This window comes from Nocardioides sp. S5 (assembly GCF_017310035.1).
Lineage (GTDB): Bacteria > Actinomycetota > Actinomycetes > Propionibacteriales > Nocardioidaceae > Nocardioides.
In genome coordinates, this window is record NZ_CP022296.1 from 2017662 (window position 1) to 2033982 (window position 16321).

Sequence of the window (16321 nt, forward strand, 5' to 3'; positions counted from 1 at the left end):
CTACTGCGGGACGGCGCGGAGAGAGAGCGAGACACGCTCACGGTCAAGGTCGACATCCTGGACGAGAACCGTGACCGCGTCGCCGACGGACACCACGTCGGATGGGTGGTCTACGCGACGATCAGCAAGTTGGGAGATGTGAACCAGTCCGTCAACCTCGCCTAGATCGACGAATGCGCCGAAGTTCGTAATGGTCTTGACCGTGCCCGAGACGACCTCGCCGACGCTCAAGGACTTCAGTGCCTCCCGCTTCCTTTCAGCTCGCGACTGCCGTGGCGGCGACATGGCGTCAGGCGACGACGGCGGGGGCCCCGTGGTTGAAGACGCCGGATTGACGTAGGTGCGGTACCTCTCGGGCAGGGTCCCCACGATCTCCAGAGCGAGGCCACAGTTCTCACGCATGTACCGGTCGTAGGCACGGTCCGCCAACACCTGATCGCTGACGAGGTCGCCCTCCTCCTGGCGGAACTTCCGGTTCGAGTCCCCCCGGAACGACAACCAGTTGAAACTCGTCTTCACGTAGTAGCTATCGCTCACGAGGATCTTCGCGTGAGTGTCGTCAACGCGCACGACGGCGAGCCGCGAGGACCGCCCAGCTGCGTCGTGCAGCGACTGGAGGGCGTGGCGATCTGTCTTCGCGTTGTCGCCGAAACCCCAGAAGATCGTGACATCTGCACTTCGCGCTAGTTGCTCGAGGCGTCCAACAAACTGCCGGGTCACTACGGAGCCTGTGATCCAGGGGCTGATGATGAGAAGGCGACGCTTCGGTCCCGTTAGTGCGTCATCCAGCCACGCGGGGTGGTCGGCCATGGATAGCCACCGGATGGCGGTGCGATCTAGTCGGTCATCGTCCGCCTGCGGCGCGGTATCGGCGTCATTCAGGGCGGTTTGGATCGCGATCACTTCGTCGCGCGAGAGTCGGGGACCGGGCTCGTCCGCAGGCTCGTAACTGACCCCTTCGGTCGAACTGATGCCGAGCTTGTCGACTGCGTCGACGTCTTCGAGTGCAGCCAGGTGCTCCTCGCTCCACTGGCCGTCGATCTCGATTCCCAGGCGAACTGAGCTCGAGTCAATGTCCCTGTAGACGAGCAAGATGGCGTCGCGATAGAAGTTCCGGCTCTCCGTTACACCGGTGACCCCGAGGATCTTGAAGTCGGAACGGGCGTACCCATGGATTGCGTCAGAGATGGCAGTGACTGTGAGGTCAGCACGCTCTACGTCGACGCCGCCTTTCTGCGGCAGAACGATGAATTGGGACTTCCTGGCGGTACCGGAGCGCACGAGCGAGTTTCTGCGCCAGCTGGTGACGCCGCCTGTGAGCCGGTCGTATACCACCTGGATGGTCGTCGACTTCGGGCGTCGCACGCGCGCGTCACGTGCAGCCTCAAGGCCATTGGGGAGCAGGCTGAGGACTCGCGGCTGCCCCGGGGCAGGGGGGCGGTAGTCGACGAACTCCGACCGGAGTAGGCCCGCGACCGTGGTTGCGGTGTCTTCTGGGGTGAGGCCCATGAAGAGCTCGAGATCCTCGACGGTGTAGATGCCGTTCAGCAGGGCAGCGAGCGCGTACTTCTGAGCCTTGTCCAGGTCCTCGACTTCCTCAGCGAGGACATCGACCGTGAGTACCGACGCCGGGATGTAGCAGGGCTCCGCGGCCAACAGGGTGTGTCCCGGTAGCGCGTGCGCATGACGCCGTGCGGCGTCGGCATAGATGTCGCGGCTCACAGGTATTCGATCCTTCCGATCCCCGGCCGACCAATATGGGTCAGCGCCCTACCTAGTGGACCTTCTTTGCTGCCGGCGAACTCCGAGTCGCCGACGATCCAGAGAACGTCTCTCGCACGTGACAAAGCGACGTTGATCCGCCCGGAGTAGCGCTCGTCCAAGAAGCCGAAGTCGCCGGTGAGATTGCTTCGCGTCACTGAGAAGATGACGACGTCTGCTTCACGACCTTGAACCGCGTCAACCGTGTTCACGGTGACGCTGAGTCCGGTCAGGTTGAGGCGTCGAATTGCGCGCTCGATCTCCAGACACTGGGCTCGATATCCGGTGAGAACAAGCACTGATACTGGCCCGCCCTTGATGCGACGCACGCCGCCCTGCTGCGTGCTGCCCTCGAGCCGCGCGAGTAGCTTTGCGATCTCGAGTGCCTCGGTCTTGTTCGAGGAACTTTCGCCGCGGGCCCGCTTGGGCTCTTCTCCACGGTCGGCTCGGCGGCTGGTCGAGAACCAGACGAGGCGGTCGTTGTCCTCAACCGACTCAGGAAGCAGGGCAGGGTATGGCTCGTGGGTGAGCTCACCGTCATAGAACGTGTCGGAGATCAGGCGCCCGATCGGGACGGCCATCCGATGCTGCGTGGTAAGTCGCGTTCGGCACGCTTCAGGCGACTCGGCCAGGAGGATGTCGAACAGCGAGGAGTTGTGGAAAAGCTTGTCCAGCTCGAACTCGTCGACGAGGTCCTTGTGCTCGAAGACCTCCTCCGCCATCGGCGGGAGCTGTTGTGGATCGCCGACCATGACCCACCGCTTGGAGCGCGTCATCGGAACCAACAGTTCGGACGCGGTGGCCCGTGATGCCTCGTCGATGATGCAGAGGTCAAACTGCATCTCTTGGACTTTCGCGTTCGACAGGAATCCCATGCAGGTGCCTGCAACGACCCGTTGCGTTGGCAGGAAGAGGGGCTCACTCGCCCCAGGGTCGGTCAGGCTGTTCAGCCAGTCGCCCTGAATCTGCAGGAGCTCTCGGATTCGTTGATGTCCCGGGCTCGTGCCCACCAGACGATCGATGAGTGAGGCGAGCTCCGAGTCAGTTGGTTCGGCGGAGAGCTCCTCGCCCAGTCGTCCGGCGGCCATTCGAACGGTTGCAGCCGCCTCCTCAGACCGCTCGGACGCGCGGTAGTAGTCCGCCAGCATCGTCGCGCGATCGTCCGGAAGATCCTCATTGTCTAGCCGGTCCGACGGCTCCAAGACCCCTAGGGCCTCTCGACGATCTGCAGCCTCCCGCAGAGCCGCCCGTGCCTCCTCGGCTCGAAGGGCGAGGGACACGGACTCGACTTCGATTCCTTCGCGCTCAGCGAGAACGCTCAATCCGTTCTGCGCACGCTTGGCGATCTCGGCCGTCCAAGCACTGAGCTTGTTTGCGAGCAGGAGGTGCGAAGCATCCGGGTCGACTTTGTCGTCGCGACTCGAGAGCCGGACGACGTCCGCGACACCGGAGTCGAACAGGCGTGTGACGGCGTTGTCGATCGCTACGTGCATCTGGCTGACCAACAGCACCTTGTCGCCAGGCCGGGCGCGCAGGTACTGGTTGATCAGTTCACAGATAAATGACGTCTTTCCGGTTCCTGGTGGGCCTTCGACTAGATAGATGTCCTCTGAACCGAGCGCGTTGGCGACCGCGGCGATCTTGTCGTCGTCGAGGTCGGGCGTGATCGGCTCGAAGGCAACCGGATCAGGCGCCGTCGCGACCTCCGGGTCGAGGACGATCTCGCGAAGGTGTGGTCGTGCCGAGCTGCCCTCGCGGAGAGCAGCGAGGGCCGTCTTCTGCCGCTTTATGGCGGCTTGCGAGGGACGGCGATCACGCACGAGCACGCCGTGGCGTGGCATGTCCCGAGTGGTTTGGAGTGCGCGCACGATCAAGTCGGTGCCCGCCACATCGACGACGTTGACCGGAACGCCGCGAGCGGTTGGGTCGTCGTCAGGTCTGGCCACCCGCTCTTGGTCCAGGACGGCAGGAGGCACAGGCGCCGGTGACTCGAGTTCGAACTCCATGCCGCTTCTACCGACGACCTCGTAGGAGATTGGCTCCTCGAGCCGCTTCTCGAGTTGCTCCTTCGCGTCGATGAGTTGCGACCAGCTATTTAGTCGCGCCTGCTTGAACCTTTCGCCGAAGCGGTCGCTGAAGTCCTGGACTGCCTTGCTGAGCAGGGTGCGCAGTTCCAGGGCTGCCTGAGCTGCTTGCTTGGGATTGGCAGCACGCTCGGCTGACCAGGCGAAGTCCCGAGCGTCGATCGGAACGGCATCCTCGTTGGCGCGAAACCGCTCAAGCGCTTCAAAGTCGGTTACTTTGGCCCACTTTGCCAGGAGCCGGTACTGGTCCGTGAAGACCATTCCAAGCTCCAAGCGGTCGCCGATGAGCCGAAAGCCCTCAGCGTTGTAGTACGACTTTCCGTCGGCGCCTGTCTCCAGGCGGGGGAGCACCACCGTCCCATCGCCGAGGAGTCCGGGAACGGCGGACTCGGGACGCCGATCAGGTGACTCCTCCTCAAGAGCACGCCGCGCCGTATTGGACAGCTCGAAGACGATGGTCTTCTGCTTCCGCCACCTGCTAAGTCGAGCCTCATGAATGGCCTGCAGTTCGACAAGCATCACCTGGCCGTCGGCAGGGCGCCTACTCGGCTCCGGATCGAGGCTACGAGACAGCAAATCAAGTACATCCGGCGGGACGTCCGCCCCAGCCAGCGCCTTGGCGATGTCGGGGAAGTCTCGAATGGGCGAGTCGGTAACGCACTGAAGGAGCGTGGCTGCGAGCCCGTACACGTCGAATCGCGTCGATCCACGAGACGCGTGGTCTGGCGGCGCCCAAGGAGCGTTTGTGCTGCCGACGACCGTCGCATCTTGGGCGGCTGCGACCTGGTCTTTGATCTTGCTCAGGGCGAAGTCTGTGAGGATCGGGGCGGTGCCATCCCAGAGCACGTTTGTTGGTTTGATGTCGCGATGCAGCACGGCCAGCGAGTGGGAATGCGCGAGGGCCGATGCGAGCGGGAGTGCGACAGCCTCGGCAAGGTCGTCCCAGCCCGGTGGCTCATCGAAGGTGCTCAACCAGGAGTTGAGCGTTTCGGGGACCCACTCCATGACGAGGTAGTAGGCGCCGATTCCGTCGTCGACCCCACTGTCGAGCAGCGCAGCGACATTCGGGTGGTTGAGCTTCCGGTTGGCCGCAGTCGAACGTTCGAAGTAGATGCGGTAGATGTCGTCAGCAGACGCTGGAAGTAGCTTGACCGCGACCATGCGGCCGCCCTGATGCAGGTCCGTTGCCTGGAAGACCTCGCCTTGTCCGCCGACCCGACGCGTGTTCGCGATCTCGGCATATCTGCCGGCAATGATCCGCATCTGGTTGTCCCTGCTCCCGTCCGAATGATTCGGTCCGAGCCTAGGGAGCAGGTCCGACACTTGCTGCGGTTTGGACGATCTGCGGAGGGATCAAACCCGGCGGCAGAGTGGGAGCGCACTCGCCGCGAAGGACTGCGCCTGCTGTCCCCAGAGCCGGCGCGTCTCGCACGACGCTTGGATCGCCGCCTGCTCGATCGCCGCTACAGCGCGCTCGAGCTCGTCCGGATCGCTGGCGCTGACGGCGATGAACCCGGTCGCACGCAGCACACCGTGCCCGGCGGTCAGGTCGGCTTCCTGCTGGAGGACGTCCTGGTACTCGGCGGTCTGCTGGGCGTCCTCGATCTGGCCGATCTTCTGTCGCTGGGCGGCGTCGGAGATGTACTCGGTCTTCTTCTTGCGGATGTCTCGGGCAGCTCGGTCGGTGCGCATCGGCGTGTAGAGCAGCGTGAAGGTCCGCCGGATCCCCGAAGACAGCAGCAAAGGCGCGAGGAAGCCGGGATACACCAGGGACCGCGGCCACTCGGTGATCCAGAGGACGCAGTGGTGCGCGGAGTCGCTGCGCAACGAGCCCCACGATTCGGTGACCGCGACGGGGCCTGCGGTGGCCAGGTCCCGGCCGATGTCGCCCTGGCGCTCGAGTGCGCCAGCGACCGCGGGGTCGTAAGCGGACCGCAGGATCAGCGCAAGGTCGCCGGGCGTGAGCCATTCGCCGGGGGAGAGGTCGGCGGACCGGAGAGCGGCCAGCATGGTCGCCATCTCCTGCCGGAGTACGGCGGCCGCTCCTCGCATGCCTCCGCCGGCAGCCCGGATCGCTCGCCCGGCAACCTTCATGTCCAACGAGGTCGAGACGGTCGAGGCATGGCGCTCGCCCGCGGGCCCAGCGCGGTCGACCAGCTCGCCGTACGTCGTCGATGCCCACGAGTCTGAGCGGTTGCCGTGCTGCTCCCACCAGTCCGCCAGGCCCTTGCCGGAGTCGGGCAGTGTCCGCTCCATCACCTGGACCGAGGCGATTCGCCCGGATCGGCATGCCGTCGCGAGGACCCGACCCCACGACACGACCCGCCGCTCCTGCTCCGCCGGGTCGAGCAGCACGAACGCAGGGTGGGAGACACCGACAATCGCCGTCAGGGTCCCCGCGTGCGGGTCATGAACCATGACGGCGTCGGTCTCAGGGTCGACCCACTGACGCAGCCGAGCCGCGTCACCGGGCAGCGCCAGCGTCCCCGCGGGGCGCGGCTTCACGACTCGACGGCGGTACAGCAGTTGCCCGCCCGCTGATCGCCAGAGCCAGCGCGCGCCGATCGGCGCCCACTCGATGAGCTTGCGCCCTCCCACAGCGACGGATGCCAGCGCGACGAAGAACAGGATAATCGGGAAGGTCATCACCACGGCGCCGACATACAGACCGATGATCAACGTGCCCGACGCGAGGCTGGCCATCACGAGTTGGGGGCCGGAGAGACCGAGCAGGACGCCGCGTCGGGTCAGCCGCGAGAACTTGATCGGGGTCAGCTCCGGCTCGCGGGTCGTCGTGGCCACGGCCGCTCACTTCTTCCCTGCGGTGTCGACCAGCGTCGAATCCGCAACTGGGGGTGGGACGGTCGAAGGAGCGGCGGACTCATGTGCCTGTGCCTGGCCGGTCGCCTGGGCGGCGACGAAGTTGCCGAGCCGAGGACCGGCCGCTGCCGCCTTTTTCGCGACCACAACTCCGGCTGCAACTGCACCGCCCGCCCCGGCAGCACCTCCGGAGGCGCCACCTGCTGCGGCGCCTCCGCCGCCGGTGCCACCTGACGGTCCGCCCGTGGATGGTCCCGTGGCCGCAGGCGAGGCACCGGACGTCGTACCGCCGCCACCGCCTGCGCCGCCCCCGCCCAGGACCTTCGCCGGCTCGCTGCCGGTCCGGCGAGACAGCGGGATCGGCATCGGCCGGTTGAGCGAGGACTTGGCCTCCTGCTCGGCCGACATCGCGTGGTACATGTCGAAGCCCATGAATGCGATGGCCTTGTAGGTCAGGTACGGCGCGAACCCGGCCATAAGCATCAGTACGACGCCCGCCATCGGCTGGCTGACGGACTCCAGGTCGGCGTCGATCGGCGCCGAGACCTGGGCGGTGGCGAGCAGGAAGATCACCACGAGGACGACCTTCGACAGGATCATCGCGATCACGAACGTCGCCCAGCGGCTCAGCCATGTCCGGGTGTGGTCCCAGCTGGCGCCGGCGAGCGCAATTGGTGCGAAGACGATCGCGATGAGAAGGAGTGCCTTGCGGATCAGGAGGCTGATCCACACCACCATCGCGCCGATGATCGCGAGGCTGGCCAGGAAGATCGTCAGGATCGCGCCAGCTCCTGGAGCGCTCAGGTTGATGGCACCGAGTCCGGCGGCGAGTACGGCGACCTTGTCGCCCATCTCGTTCATGTTGGTGCCCGCTGCGTTGACGATGCCGATGCAAAGCCGGTCGGTGATCTCGAGCCAAGTCGCGAGCAGGGCGAGCGCGACGAACGATCCGAGGATCGACTTGGCTAGTCCCAGCGCGGCTCTGGACAGGGCTGCTGGTTCGCGGCGGATCATGCCGCCGATGACCTGGAGCATGAAGAAGCCGAGCATCACGAAGACGCCGACGCCGAACATGATGTTGTAGACCTTCGTGTACTCGCCGCTGGTCACGTCGACGTACGTCGTGGTGTCGATGACCTTCCAGACAGAGGTGAACATCCACTCGGCTGCGCCGCCCATACCCTGAGCAAGCCAGTCGAACGGGGCGGTGATGACCGCGCCGGCCGCGTCGCCGGCGGCGTTGCAGACCTCGTGGATCACCGGTACGTCGCAGACACCCATGATCGATCCCTCAGACCTGCTGGCCGACGTTCCAGAAGAAGTTCACGAGAGTCACCGACGCGCCGCAGACGATGGCGGCACCGAGGGCCACGAGTACGCCGAGCTTGCCCCGACCGGCCAGGTGGGGGTTCGACGAGTTGGCTCCGAGCGCCCAGACGATCGCCGAGATGATCAGCGCGAGGACGGCCAGCACGAGGCCAACCGTCATCGAGGCTCCGACGATCTTCTTGAGCTGGCCGATCCCGGGCAGGCCGTTGGAGTTGGGATCGATCGAGATGTCGAGGGGGAGCAGGAGTGCTGCTGTGAGTAGGTCCATCGGAGGCTCCTGACGTCGGACGGGCGGACGCCTTAGAGGTGCGGGCCGATGTCCAGCAGCCAGTTGGCCCATGTGAGCGCGGCCCCCGTGAGCGCCGCTCCGCCGATCGCGACGAGGCAGCCGAGCTTCGCCTTCTGAGCCGTGTGCCAACTTCCTGAGCTGGAAGCGAGCGCCCAGGTCGTTGCCGAGACGATGAGCATGAGTACGGCGACGATCAGGCCATATGTCAGAAGCGCGCCGACGATCAGTCGCAGGTCGTCTGAACCGCCGACGGCGCCGAAGTCCGGCCCAATGTCACGCGCGCTCGATGAGGCTTCCTTCATGCAACGAGGTGGTCAACTGAGTCCGGCAGATTGCCAGCAGACGCATGATCGGTCGCATGAGGTACGCGAAGGGTTTGCTGGAGCTCTCTCGGAACTCCGGTTCACCCGCGAAGCTCTTCGTCCCAGTCGTCGAGGACCTCGGCTAGGAGTTCGTCCACGGTGACAATGAACTCGGTGACGGAGAACGGGAACTCAAGTGTCACGCCTCGCGTGCCGATTCGAAGGCTCAGAGCGCCGACTTCGTCGTGATCGTCCGGAACGTCCTCAACATGGACATCCACGTCGCAGTGGTCCCAGAGCAGGTCTTCGAGGCCGGCGGTCGAGTCGCAACCCAACAGCGTTCGCAGTTCGTGCAGCGTCCGGGCCTGGGGCCGGCCTCCGCTGGTCGCAAGCCAGTCCAGACCGCATGCCGGGCAATGCCGATTTGTCGGCAGGCCCATGATCACGCACCCACCTTCGGTGACCCACGGGGGTTCGCCATCCAAGCTGCCCGGCGGAAGCATGCCAAAGACGACGTGGAGGATCTCGCCATTGCGACACCGAGGGCACGTGCCGCGATCGGCAGCTTGGGCAAGCTCGCGCAAGGCTCGTGCTTGGTCGATGGTCAGGAAGCTGGGATTGCTCCCGGCCGGCACTTTGAGAACCTCGAGATCGGCGAATCGGGGGTCGGAATTGAGTGCGGAGCGCGACACCGGTGAAGCAAGGAAGTTGATCTCAGTCATCGCGTAATAGCCGGCGCCTGAGGCAGCGTCCCGGTCCAGCCACCGGCTATCGGCGGTGCCCACCTCGCACGGGCCCGTGACAACCCCATACCCCCAGACTCCAGGCTCAATGTCGCGGCCGTCGCCACTGATCCACAGATACACCGGCTGACCGGCTTCCATCATGGCCGACCGATAGTTGCGCTGCACGCTCCATGAGGTGACGGGCTCGTCAGGTCGATCCTGTATCCATTCCGCGATCGGGTAGATCGTCGGATTGGCTTTGAGCAACCAAGCGCCCAGGCTGGCCGCCGACACTAGGCCGACCGTCTGATCGGTCACTGTGACCCCCTTCCCGTCTGTTAGGACGATTGTGAAGCAGGCCACCGACACATGGAATGCCCAGTCAGCGTGCTCTCAGCCGAATGGACGCTGATCCCAGAACCCCTCGGTATCGACGCGATGGCAAATTCCACCGGGGCCGTAGTTGGACCTGACGATCTGCGTCCATTCGTGGGCGTTCCGGAAGCGGGGGTCTTGAACGTTCATGAGAGCTCGGCCTCGCAGGGCACTGACCAGGAGTGCCTCGAGCTCTGCCACGGTGTCGCGCATGGGGCTCCGCGAAACCCACTCGCGTTGGTCCACATATGACCACCCGTCGCGGCTTGAGCCCATGTCCTTCACGTCGTCGAAGGAGAACCACGAGAACCCCGTCCAGGACTTCGTCCCCTCTTTGTGATGGCTCCGCAGGCGGAATCCGATTCCTTCGGAACTACGGGCCAGGCCCACGTAGACGGGCACGCTGTTCCGTTCGAGCACGTAGAGGCCCGCGGCCTTGCGGAAGTCACACACACGTAGACCCGGACGGATCGATCCACGTCGCCCCAGCATCTGCCACGGGCGACCTCGCCCGGGCGTCCACGAGACCTCGCTGCGCTTCCAATGAAGCCCATATGCCCCGACCAAATGAGGACCCGTGGCCATCTGATCACCTTTCGTCTGGCTTGCCTCAGCATGGCCTATAAGACGCTCTGTGCCGCAGGATCTGGTTGCCGTTGGTGTGGTGCTCAGGATGAGTGCGGCGGGCTATCCAAGCCGTCTCACCGTCATGACCTCGCCCGAGAACTCGCCGATCGTCCCGTAGCGGACGACATCGCCGGTCCGGGGTGCATGCAAGATCCTGTCTTCGCCGACGTAGATGGCGACGTGGTGCGGACCGCCAGCGCCGGGATAGCTGAAGAAGATCAAGTCGCCAGGCTGCTTGTCCTTCCACGCGATGCCTTGACCGGCCTGGATCTGCGAGCCGCTGTAGTGGGGGAGTCGGATCCGACCGCCGGACGCTTGATACGCCGCGTATAGGACCAGGCCTGAGCAGTCGAAGCCTCCGCCTGTAGGTCCCTCGAAGTTGCCACCGCCCCAGACATAGGGCTTGCCGAGCTGGGACGCGGCGGACTTGATGAAGTCACCAGCGAATCCGGGCGGAGGGTTCATCGGCACCTCGCCCGCCGGCTGAGCACACGCGAGCTCGCTGGAGAGCGATACGCCACTCAGCGTCGCCAGGACCTCCTCCGCGATGGGCTGGTTGACGGCGTACCGGTCGGGAAAGGCCGAGACCTGCACCGCCTGGGCCGCGGCGCCGGGATCCATTGACGCCCATCCGTCGATGTCGAGCAGGCCCCGAGGCGAGCCGTGGTTCGGGCCGCTGGGTCCGCCGTAAAAGGCGCGTGACGACCAGACGGGTTCCATCAGGTTCTCGACGCTGCCCCACCCGGCGGCGGGGCGTTGCTGGAAGAGGCCCACGGAGTCGTGGTCGCTGCCGTCACCGTCGTTCGGGATGTTGCCGGAGTCGGGGTACGCGCCGGTGTTCGACAGGACCCTGAGAGACGACTCGGTCAGCGCGGTCATGACCGCGATCATCTGGCCGCGGGCCGGGATGTTCTCGCTCTGGCCGGTGGCGATGATCGCCGCGGCCCGGGTGAGCTGCCGTTGGTTGAGGGTGACGGTCTCGCCGTTGGTGTTCGTCGCGCTGAGGCTGTCCGGCACGGGGCCGCTGACGCCGAGGCTCTCGGTCGCCTGCCCCTCCCACATGCAGCTGCCCGATCCGGCCGCGGCGGGGCTGATCAGCGTCGCGACGCCCAGGACGGCTGCGCCGGGTGCGAGGAGTACGGCGGCCGCAGCGCCGACGGCCAACAACTTGATGCCCATGGTGTCGTCACTTGAGCGGGTTGTCGAGCTGCGAGAGCCGCAGCACGTGACAGCGCTCGAACGAGGGCTCGCAAGCGAGGAAGACGGTGAACGCGACCGGGTGCGACGACTCGGCGGCCTCGCCGTTCCACACGCCGCTCCGGTGCCGCGTGCCGGTGATAGTGACGGCCGTCGTGCCCGGTCGGAGGTGCCCGTGGGCTTGCTGGACCGCGGCGGTCCAGGATTCGGGGACGTAGGCGTCGTCGATCTCGATCGTCTGCCGTACCTCCATCGCCCCGAGGTCGAGCCATTGGTCGACGGTCGGCAGGTAGGTCGCGACGTCGGCAATCAGGCCGGGCGTCTCCTCCCCGGAGGGGTCTGCATCGGCCAGGACGGCGGCGGTGTAGTCGGTCGGCAGGAAGCCGAGGCTGGTGTCCCAGTCGAACAGCGAGGACGCCACGGCGCGTGCGTACGCGATCGGATCGGTCGTGTGGGGGAGGGCGCGATCGTCGAGCGTGACCACCGGGGTCGTCTCCTCCGGGATCGCCTCGAACTCTCCGGGCGGTTGAGGCCCCGGGGTGGACTCGGCGGACTGGGGTCCACGCACGAGTCCGTAGATGCCGACGGCGAGGGTCGCGACGGTCAGGACGCAGCCGAGGATGACGGCGATCTGGCGCCAGGTGAGGTTGCGCATCGAGGCTCCGAGGTCGAGGTGGCGGACACTCAGAGGTACGCCGCTCAGCCCGGGCCTGTACTGGACCTACGCGACGTGGGTTGGTGGGAACCTCAGCCCGTCGGGGCTCCGGCACGGTGTTCCGGGAGTCGCTAAGGGGGGACAAAGGTCGTCGCGGCCGACGTCATCATTGACCGGGTCTTACCCACGACTGTTGTCTCCGCCTCTTCGGGACAATCGCACCCGTTGCGACGGCGACCGTCGGTACGCTGTCGTCGACGATGGGGGAGAAGTGGGGCCACAGATGGCGGAGCCCTGGGAGGACGTAGTCGCTAGACGGATCCGTCACGTGGCGCAAACGATCGTATGCCTCGTTGCAGTGGTGATGGCCGTTGCATCGAACGGGCCAATCGGTCTGCTAATGGTGCTCGCGACACCCATCATTTGGCTCCTCTCGTGGCCCACCATCATGCTCGTCATCCAAGTTCCGGCAGCCGTGCTCCTCTCACCGATTGGCGAGAGGAAGCGCGGAGACCAGCGTCGTCGGGAGTATGAGGCAAACCGGTTCCACGCTGCCGAGGCTGCGGTGCCCCGACGGCCAGAGCAGGTTGGGCGGTTGACCTCGGCGGACGATCGCTACGGCCTTGCGCACCAGAACCTACGGGCCGCCTGGAAGGACATCATCCGAGCCCATGGCGCCGACTGCATGGAGCGGGAATGCCTCATGTCATCCAGGCGGATCGAGCGCGGAGCGAGTTGGGACAGCTGGGACCTTGCCCACGATCATGACAGGGGCGGCAGACACGATTACCTCGGTCCAGCTCACAAGATCTGTAACCAAGCTGAGGCCCTCCGGCGGGGTGTTACATGGGACGGAGCACCGTCGCTGCCGGAGTTGCTCGATCGGGGCCGCTCAAGTACCCCCGAGCGGGTGCCCAGGAGCCGGGATGATTGGGACGAGGACGATTGGCCGCCGGACGGTGAGGACTTGGAACCTCCCAATGAAGGGGGAGAATGGCCCACCGCTTGGAACGGGAACGACGATGAACGGTACTAAGTCAAGCCACCGGTGTAGTCGATCAGGCCGACGCGGCCGCCGTACGTGCCTGGCGGAGCTGGTCACGCAGCTCGATCGTCTCCGCGACTACGCGCTCGAAGCGCGCCCAGTCGTCGTCCTTGAGAGCACCCGCAAGCTCCGCGACGTCGTACAGCGCGGTCCACCCCTCAAGCTCAGACCACATCAGCACGAACGACCGCGGGCTGTGGTGCTTCGGCGCGCGCCTGGCCTTGCTCCGCAGAGCGCGGAGGCGCTGGGCGTTCTCTTCCTCCTGGACGCGCTTGAGCGCCTCGGCGGCGAGCCGGGCGATCTCGTCCTGCTCTTCTTGGGACGGGGAAGGGGGCTGGCTTACCAGTTCGACTGCGGCCTTCACACGCTTGTACGCAGGTGACACCGGGGCACCGCCGTCGATCTCCCTCAGCATGTTCGCTGCGAACTCGCGGACGGACTCGCCCAGTGTTTCGTCCTTGGAGACTGACTCGATCCGGTTGGTCTGCTCGAGGCGCTGCCATGCGTCCCTGCCAGTCAGCCGCTGTGCTGCGCGAGTTCGGGCGTCACCGCATGGCTCCGGGGAATCCCCGGAGCCGTAGGCTCCGCCATCGCGACCTCCACCGCCGAACTGCGTGGCGGCCATTCGACGCTGGGCATCCTCCTGCTCGAGCGACTTGATCTCGGCGTACAGCCGGGCGGTCTCCACCGGGGAGAGCGGCTTGCGCTGCTCGTTCTCGTCCTGCTGGGCGAGCAGGTGCGAGAGCTGATCGGAAATGCCGGAGCGGACCCACACGTTCAAGGTGCGCCGCCCGAGCCGCCGCAGCGCTTCGAGCCGGCGCCAGCCGCAGATCAAGACGCCGTCGGGGGTGATGGTGACTGGCTGGAGGAGGCCGACCTCCTCGATCGACTTCATCAGGGCGTTCAGGTCGCCGGGGTCCTTGCGGTGGCGTACGCCGACGGTGATCGAATCGATCCGGCGCTCGAGCTCGATGTGTCCCTTGTCAGACATCGATCCTCCTGGCGACCTTTGGCGCAGAGTCGCGGATTTCCACGACGAGCCCGTCGTCGGCGAGCAGGTCGATGACCTTCCAGTCGCAGACGAGCATGGCGAGTACGCCGACGCCGGCGCGCGTCGCGACGGCGGCCTTGTCCGGGTTGCCGAGCACGATCCGTAGCGCGGTTGCCCAGGAGTCGCGGTCGAGGTCGAGGGCCACGCGGCCGGCCAGGTCACGCCGGAGGTAGGCGTGGGCCACGTGGCGGTCGCCGGCTTCCATCAGCCGTGTGGCGATGTAGTCGAGAGTGCAGGTCGCGCTGCTGCTCGGCCAGCCGAGGGCGACGAACATGCTGATCACGAGGTTGAGCGCCTCGAACGCTGTCGTCGGCGTAGCCTCGCCGGGCTTCAACCGCGGCGCCGCCGGCGCCGGGTCCACCGGCGACGGACCCCTGCTCTCAGCGAGGAGTTCCAGGAACCCCGTCTCGTCTTCGCCGAAGCGGCGAGCGTCGTGGTGACGCATGACCTCCCGCCTGCGCGCCTGGGACGTCGAGCAGAGCAGCCCGGCCGCGCGCTCCTCGGCGATAAGGCTGACCTGGACTGCACGGGTGATGACTGCCCACGGGTCGTCCGCGCACCTCACCGCGCGAGTGCGCATGGCCTCGAAGGCGGCGTAGGCCGAGTCCTCAGGCTCGCAGTTATGTGTGCGCGCGAGCGATCGGTACTTGCCGATCGTGAACTGCATGAGCCGCTCCGCCTCGGGGTCCTGCCGCCAGGCCCAGTAGCCGACGCTCTCTCGGTCGTGAAGGCGCTGCAGCAGTGCGCGGAGACCTTCAGGGGTGGCAAACGAGGCGCTCACAGTCCCAGTCCATCCTGGCTCGCGGCGGCCGCCGCCGACCGGTCTGGTCCGGGGTGACGGAGCGTGCGCGTCGTCGTGGCCGGCGTACGGCGCGCTCGTCGTACGAGCTCCGTCTGGAGATCGATCCCGCGGCCGACCATCGGGCCGAGGTAGGAGCCCAGCTCGGTGGGGCGCACCCACGCGATCCGCTTCTGCGATTGATCGCGTGTCGGTTGTTCGGGCCCGAGTGACAGATCACGGTGCCGTGCGAGTTCGCTGGCGTTGGGCTCGGCGCCCTCAGCAGGGCTCGGGCGCTCCGGCGCCCGATAGCTGTGGCGGCGGTACTCGGCGTGCGTGTTCACAGGTGGATCCCTTCACTCGCTGGGGTAGGGCCCGGGCGGCTCCCCGGGCCGAGCCGGGAGGCAATGCGGAACGCGGAGTCGACCGTGGTCTCGACCTCGCGGTCCGGGAGCCCGGCGTACTGTGCTGCCGGCCCGAGCCAGCCCATGACTTCCGCGTGGCTCAGCCCGTTCTCGACCATCCGGCACGACGCCCAGAAGAGGGTGCGGTTACGGCCGCCCTCCGGCGTGAGCGCAACGGTTCGCGCCAGGGCGTCGGGGCGGCATCCCATGGCGGGCATGCCGGGCGGCGGGGAGGTCCGCGCCGGTCGCGGTGGCTCCAGGAATCGGCGGAGCGCCAGGGCATCGACGGGCTTCACCGGGTGCGTTGCGACGGCGATGACGTCGTACGACCGCTGGGCGTCCTCGACTGTGACACGCGACGGGGGAGCGATGACGTAGCCGCCGTCGCCGCGGAAGTCGATGTGCGCTGCGGGGACCTGCCAGCTGCGCTGCTCCTGGCCGCGGACGTTCGGGTAGTAGGCGTGGAGCCCGCCCGAGGGCGTGCGCACCAGCCACGCCCAGTCGTTTCCGAACCCCTGGCTCCGCGCTCCTTCGAAGGCGTCGAATCCGCTCGCGCCGGGATGGACGTCGACATCGACGACGAGGACGCCGGTCGGTGCGCCCGTGGGCAGTCCGATGTTCGCGTCAGGGGTGCGTTGCCACCAGCCGTGGACGACGCGGGCGACGGAGGTCGCGTCGTGGAAGCCGTTTGGCGTGAGCGGCTGCTTGCCGCCCGGGACGCACGGGAAGACCGGAATGCCGAGGTTCGCGTAGCGCATGGCCGCGGCCGCGAGCGTGGGCTCGCCAGCGACCCGCTGCATCGTCGACACCGACCACGTCGGGACCGGGTTGTTGGGGTCGAACATGCCCCCGACGATGCGCCGCCAGGTATCCACGATT

The 16321-nt window shown here is 66.4% G+C and carries 13 protein-coding genes; all 13 read right to left on the reverse strand.

Annotation, left to right across the window (positions count from 1 at the left end; genetic code table 11):
• Positions 1-1722, reverse strand: coding sequence for a S1 RNA-binding domain-containing protein (locus tag CFI00_RS23580; protein WP_242532774.1), 1722 nt, complete (start codon positions 1720-1722; stop codon positions 1-3).
• Positions 1719-5108 (reverse strand): serine/threonine-protein kinase, encoded by a 3390-nt coding sequence (locus tag CFI00_RS10060; protein WP_207085010.1) that lies wholly within the window; start codon positions 5106-5108, stop codon positions 1719-1721. The genes CFI00_RS23580 and CFI00_RS10060 overlap by 4 nt, the downstream gene beginning before the upstream one ends.
• Positions 5109-5198: 90 nt before the next feature.
• Positions 5199-6548 carry an SCO6880 family protein gene (locus tag CFI00_RS10065; RefSeq protein ID WP_242532776.1) on the reverse strand — a complete coding sequence of 450 codons (1350 nt, stop codon included), beginning with the start codon at positions 6546-6548 and terminating at the stop codon, positions 5199-5201.
• Between the two features lie 105 nt (positions 6549-6653).
• Positions 6654-7946, reverse strand: coding sequence for a type IV secretion system protein (locus CFI00_RS10070; protein WP_207085012.1), 1293 nt, complete (start codon positions 7944-7946; stop codon positions 6654-6656).
• A 10-nt stretch (positions 7947-7956) separates the two neighbouring features.
• On the reverse strand, positions 7957-8262 hold the full coding sequence (locus CFI00_RS10075) for a DUF6112 family protein (protein ID WP_139624216.1): 306 nt from the start codon (positions 8260-8262) through the stop codon (positions 7957-7959).
• Positions 8263-8294: 32 nt separating this feature from the next.
• Positions 8295-8585 carry a DUF6112 family protein gene (locus CFI00_RS10080; protein WP_207085013.1) on the reverse strand — a complete coding sequence of 97 codons (291 nt, stop codon included), beginning with the start codon at positions 8583-8585 and terminating at the stop codon, positions 8295-8297.
• 101 nt (positions 8586-8686) lie between these two features.
• The gene (locus CFI00_RS10085) at positions 8687-9628 is read right to left on the reverse strand and encodes an EVE domain-containing protein (protein ID WP_207085014.1); all 942 of its coding nucleotides are present in this window, start codon (positions 9626-9628) and stop codon (positions 8687-8689) included.
• A 744-nt stretch (positions 9629-10372) separates the two neighbouring features.
• Positions 10373-11491 carry a C40 family peptidase gene (locus CFI00_RS23585; protein WP_242532777.1) on the reverse strand — a complete coding sequence of 373 codons (1119 nt, stop codon included), beginning with the start codon at positions 11489-11491 and terminating at the stop codon, positions 10373-10375.
• Positions 11492-11498: 7 nt separating this feature from the next.
• Entirely contained in the window at positions 11499-12164 is a 666-nt protein-coding gene (locus CFI00_RS10095) for a hypothetical protein (RefSeq protein ID WP_207085015.1), read from the reverse strand.
• A 1058-nt stretch (positions 12165-13222) separates the two neighbouring features.
• Positions 13223-14200 (reverse strand): ParB/RepB/Spo0J family partition protein, encoded by a 978-nt coding sequence (locus CFI00_RS10100; RefSeq protein WP_277988369.1) that lies wholly within the window; start codon positions 14198-14200, stop codon positions 13223-13225.
• A complete protein-coding gene (locus tag CFI00_RS10105) occupies positions 14193-15041 on the reverse strand; it encodes a serine/arginine repetitive matrix protein 2 (RefSeq protein ID WP_207085017.1) in 849 nt (282 codons plus the stop codon). The genes CFI00_RS10100 and CFI00_RS10105 overlap by 8 nt, the downstream gene beginning before the upstream one ends.
• Positions 15038-15382 carry a hypothetical protein gene (locus CFI00_RS10110; protein ID WP_207085018.1) on the reverse strand — a complete coding sequence of 115 codons (345 nt, stop codon included), beginning with the start codon at positions 15380-15382 and terminating at the stop codon, positions 15038-15040. The genes CFI00_RS10105 and CFI00_RS10110 overlap by 4 nt, the downstream gene beginning before the upstream one ends.
• Positions 15379-16287: a bifunctional DNA primase/polymerase gene (locus tag CFI00_RS10115; protein WP_207085019.1), complete on the reverse strand. Its 909-nt coding sequence runs from the start codon at positions 16285-16287 to the stop codon at positions 15379-15381. The genes CFI00_RS10110 and CFI00_RS10115 overlap by 4 nt, the downstream gene beginning before the upstream one ends.
• Positions 16288-16321: the final 34 nt, after the last annotated feature.

What these genes read in the sequence shown, in the direction of transcription:
- CFI00_RS10100 (WP_277988369.1), bottom strand. Translation starts at nt 14,200, where the DNA reads ATGTCTGACAAGGGACACATCGAGCTCGAGCGCCGGATCGATTCGATC.
- CFI00_RS23585 (WP_242532777.1), bottom strand. Translation starts at nt 11,491, where the DNA reads ATGGGCATCAAGTTGTTGGCCGTCGGCGCTGCGGCCGCCGTACTCCTC.
- CFI00_RS10070 (WP_207085012.1), bottom strand. Translation starts at nt 7,946, where the DNA reads ATGGGTGTCTGCGACGTACCGGTGATCCACGAGGTCTGCAACGCCGCC.
- CFI00_RS10060 (WP_207085010.1), bottom strand. Translation starts at nt 5,108, where the DNA reads ATGCGGATCATTGCCGGCAGATATGCCGAGATCGCGAACACGCGTCGG.
- CFI00_RS10065 (WP_242532776.1), bottom strand. Translation starts at nt 6,548, where the DNA reads ATGGCCAGCCTCGCGTCGGGCACGTTGATCATCGGTCTGTATGTCGGC.
- CFI00_RS10080 (WP_207085013.1), bottom strand. Translation starts at nt 8,585, where the DNA reads ATGAAGGAAGCCTCATCGAGCGCGCGTGACATTGGGCCGGACTTCGGC.
- CFI00_RS10095 (WP_207085015.1), bottom strand. Translation starts at nt 12,164, where the DNA reads ATGCGCAACCTCACCTGGCGCCAGATCGCCGTCATCCTCGGCTGCGTC.
- CFI00_RS10075 (WP_139624216.1), bottom strand. Translation starts at nt 8,262, where the DNA reads ATGGACCTACTCACAGCAGCACTCCTGCTCCCCCTCGACATCTCGATC.
- CFI00_RS10115 (WP_207085019.1), bottom strand. Translation starts at nt 16,287, where the DNA reads ATGTTCGACCCCAACAACCCGGTCCCGACGTGGTCGGTGTCGACGATG.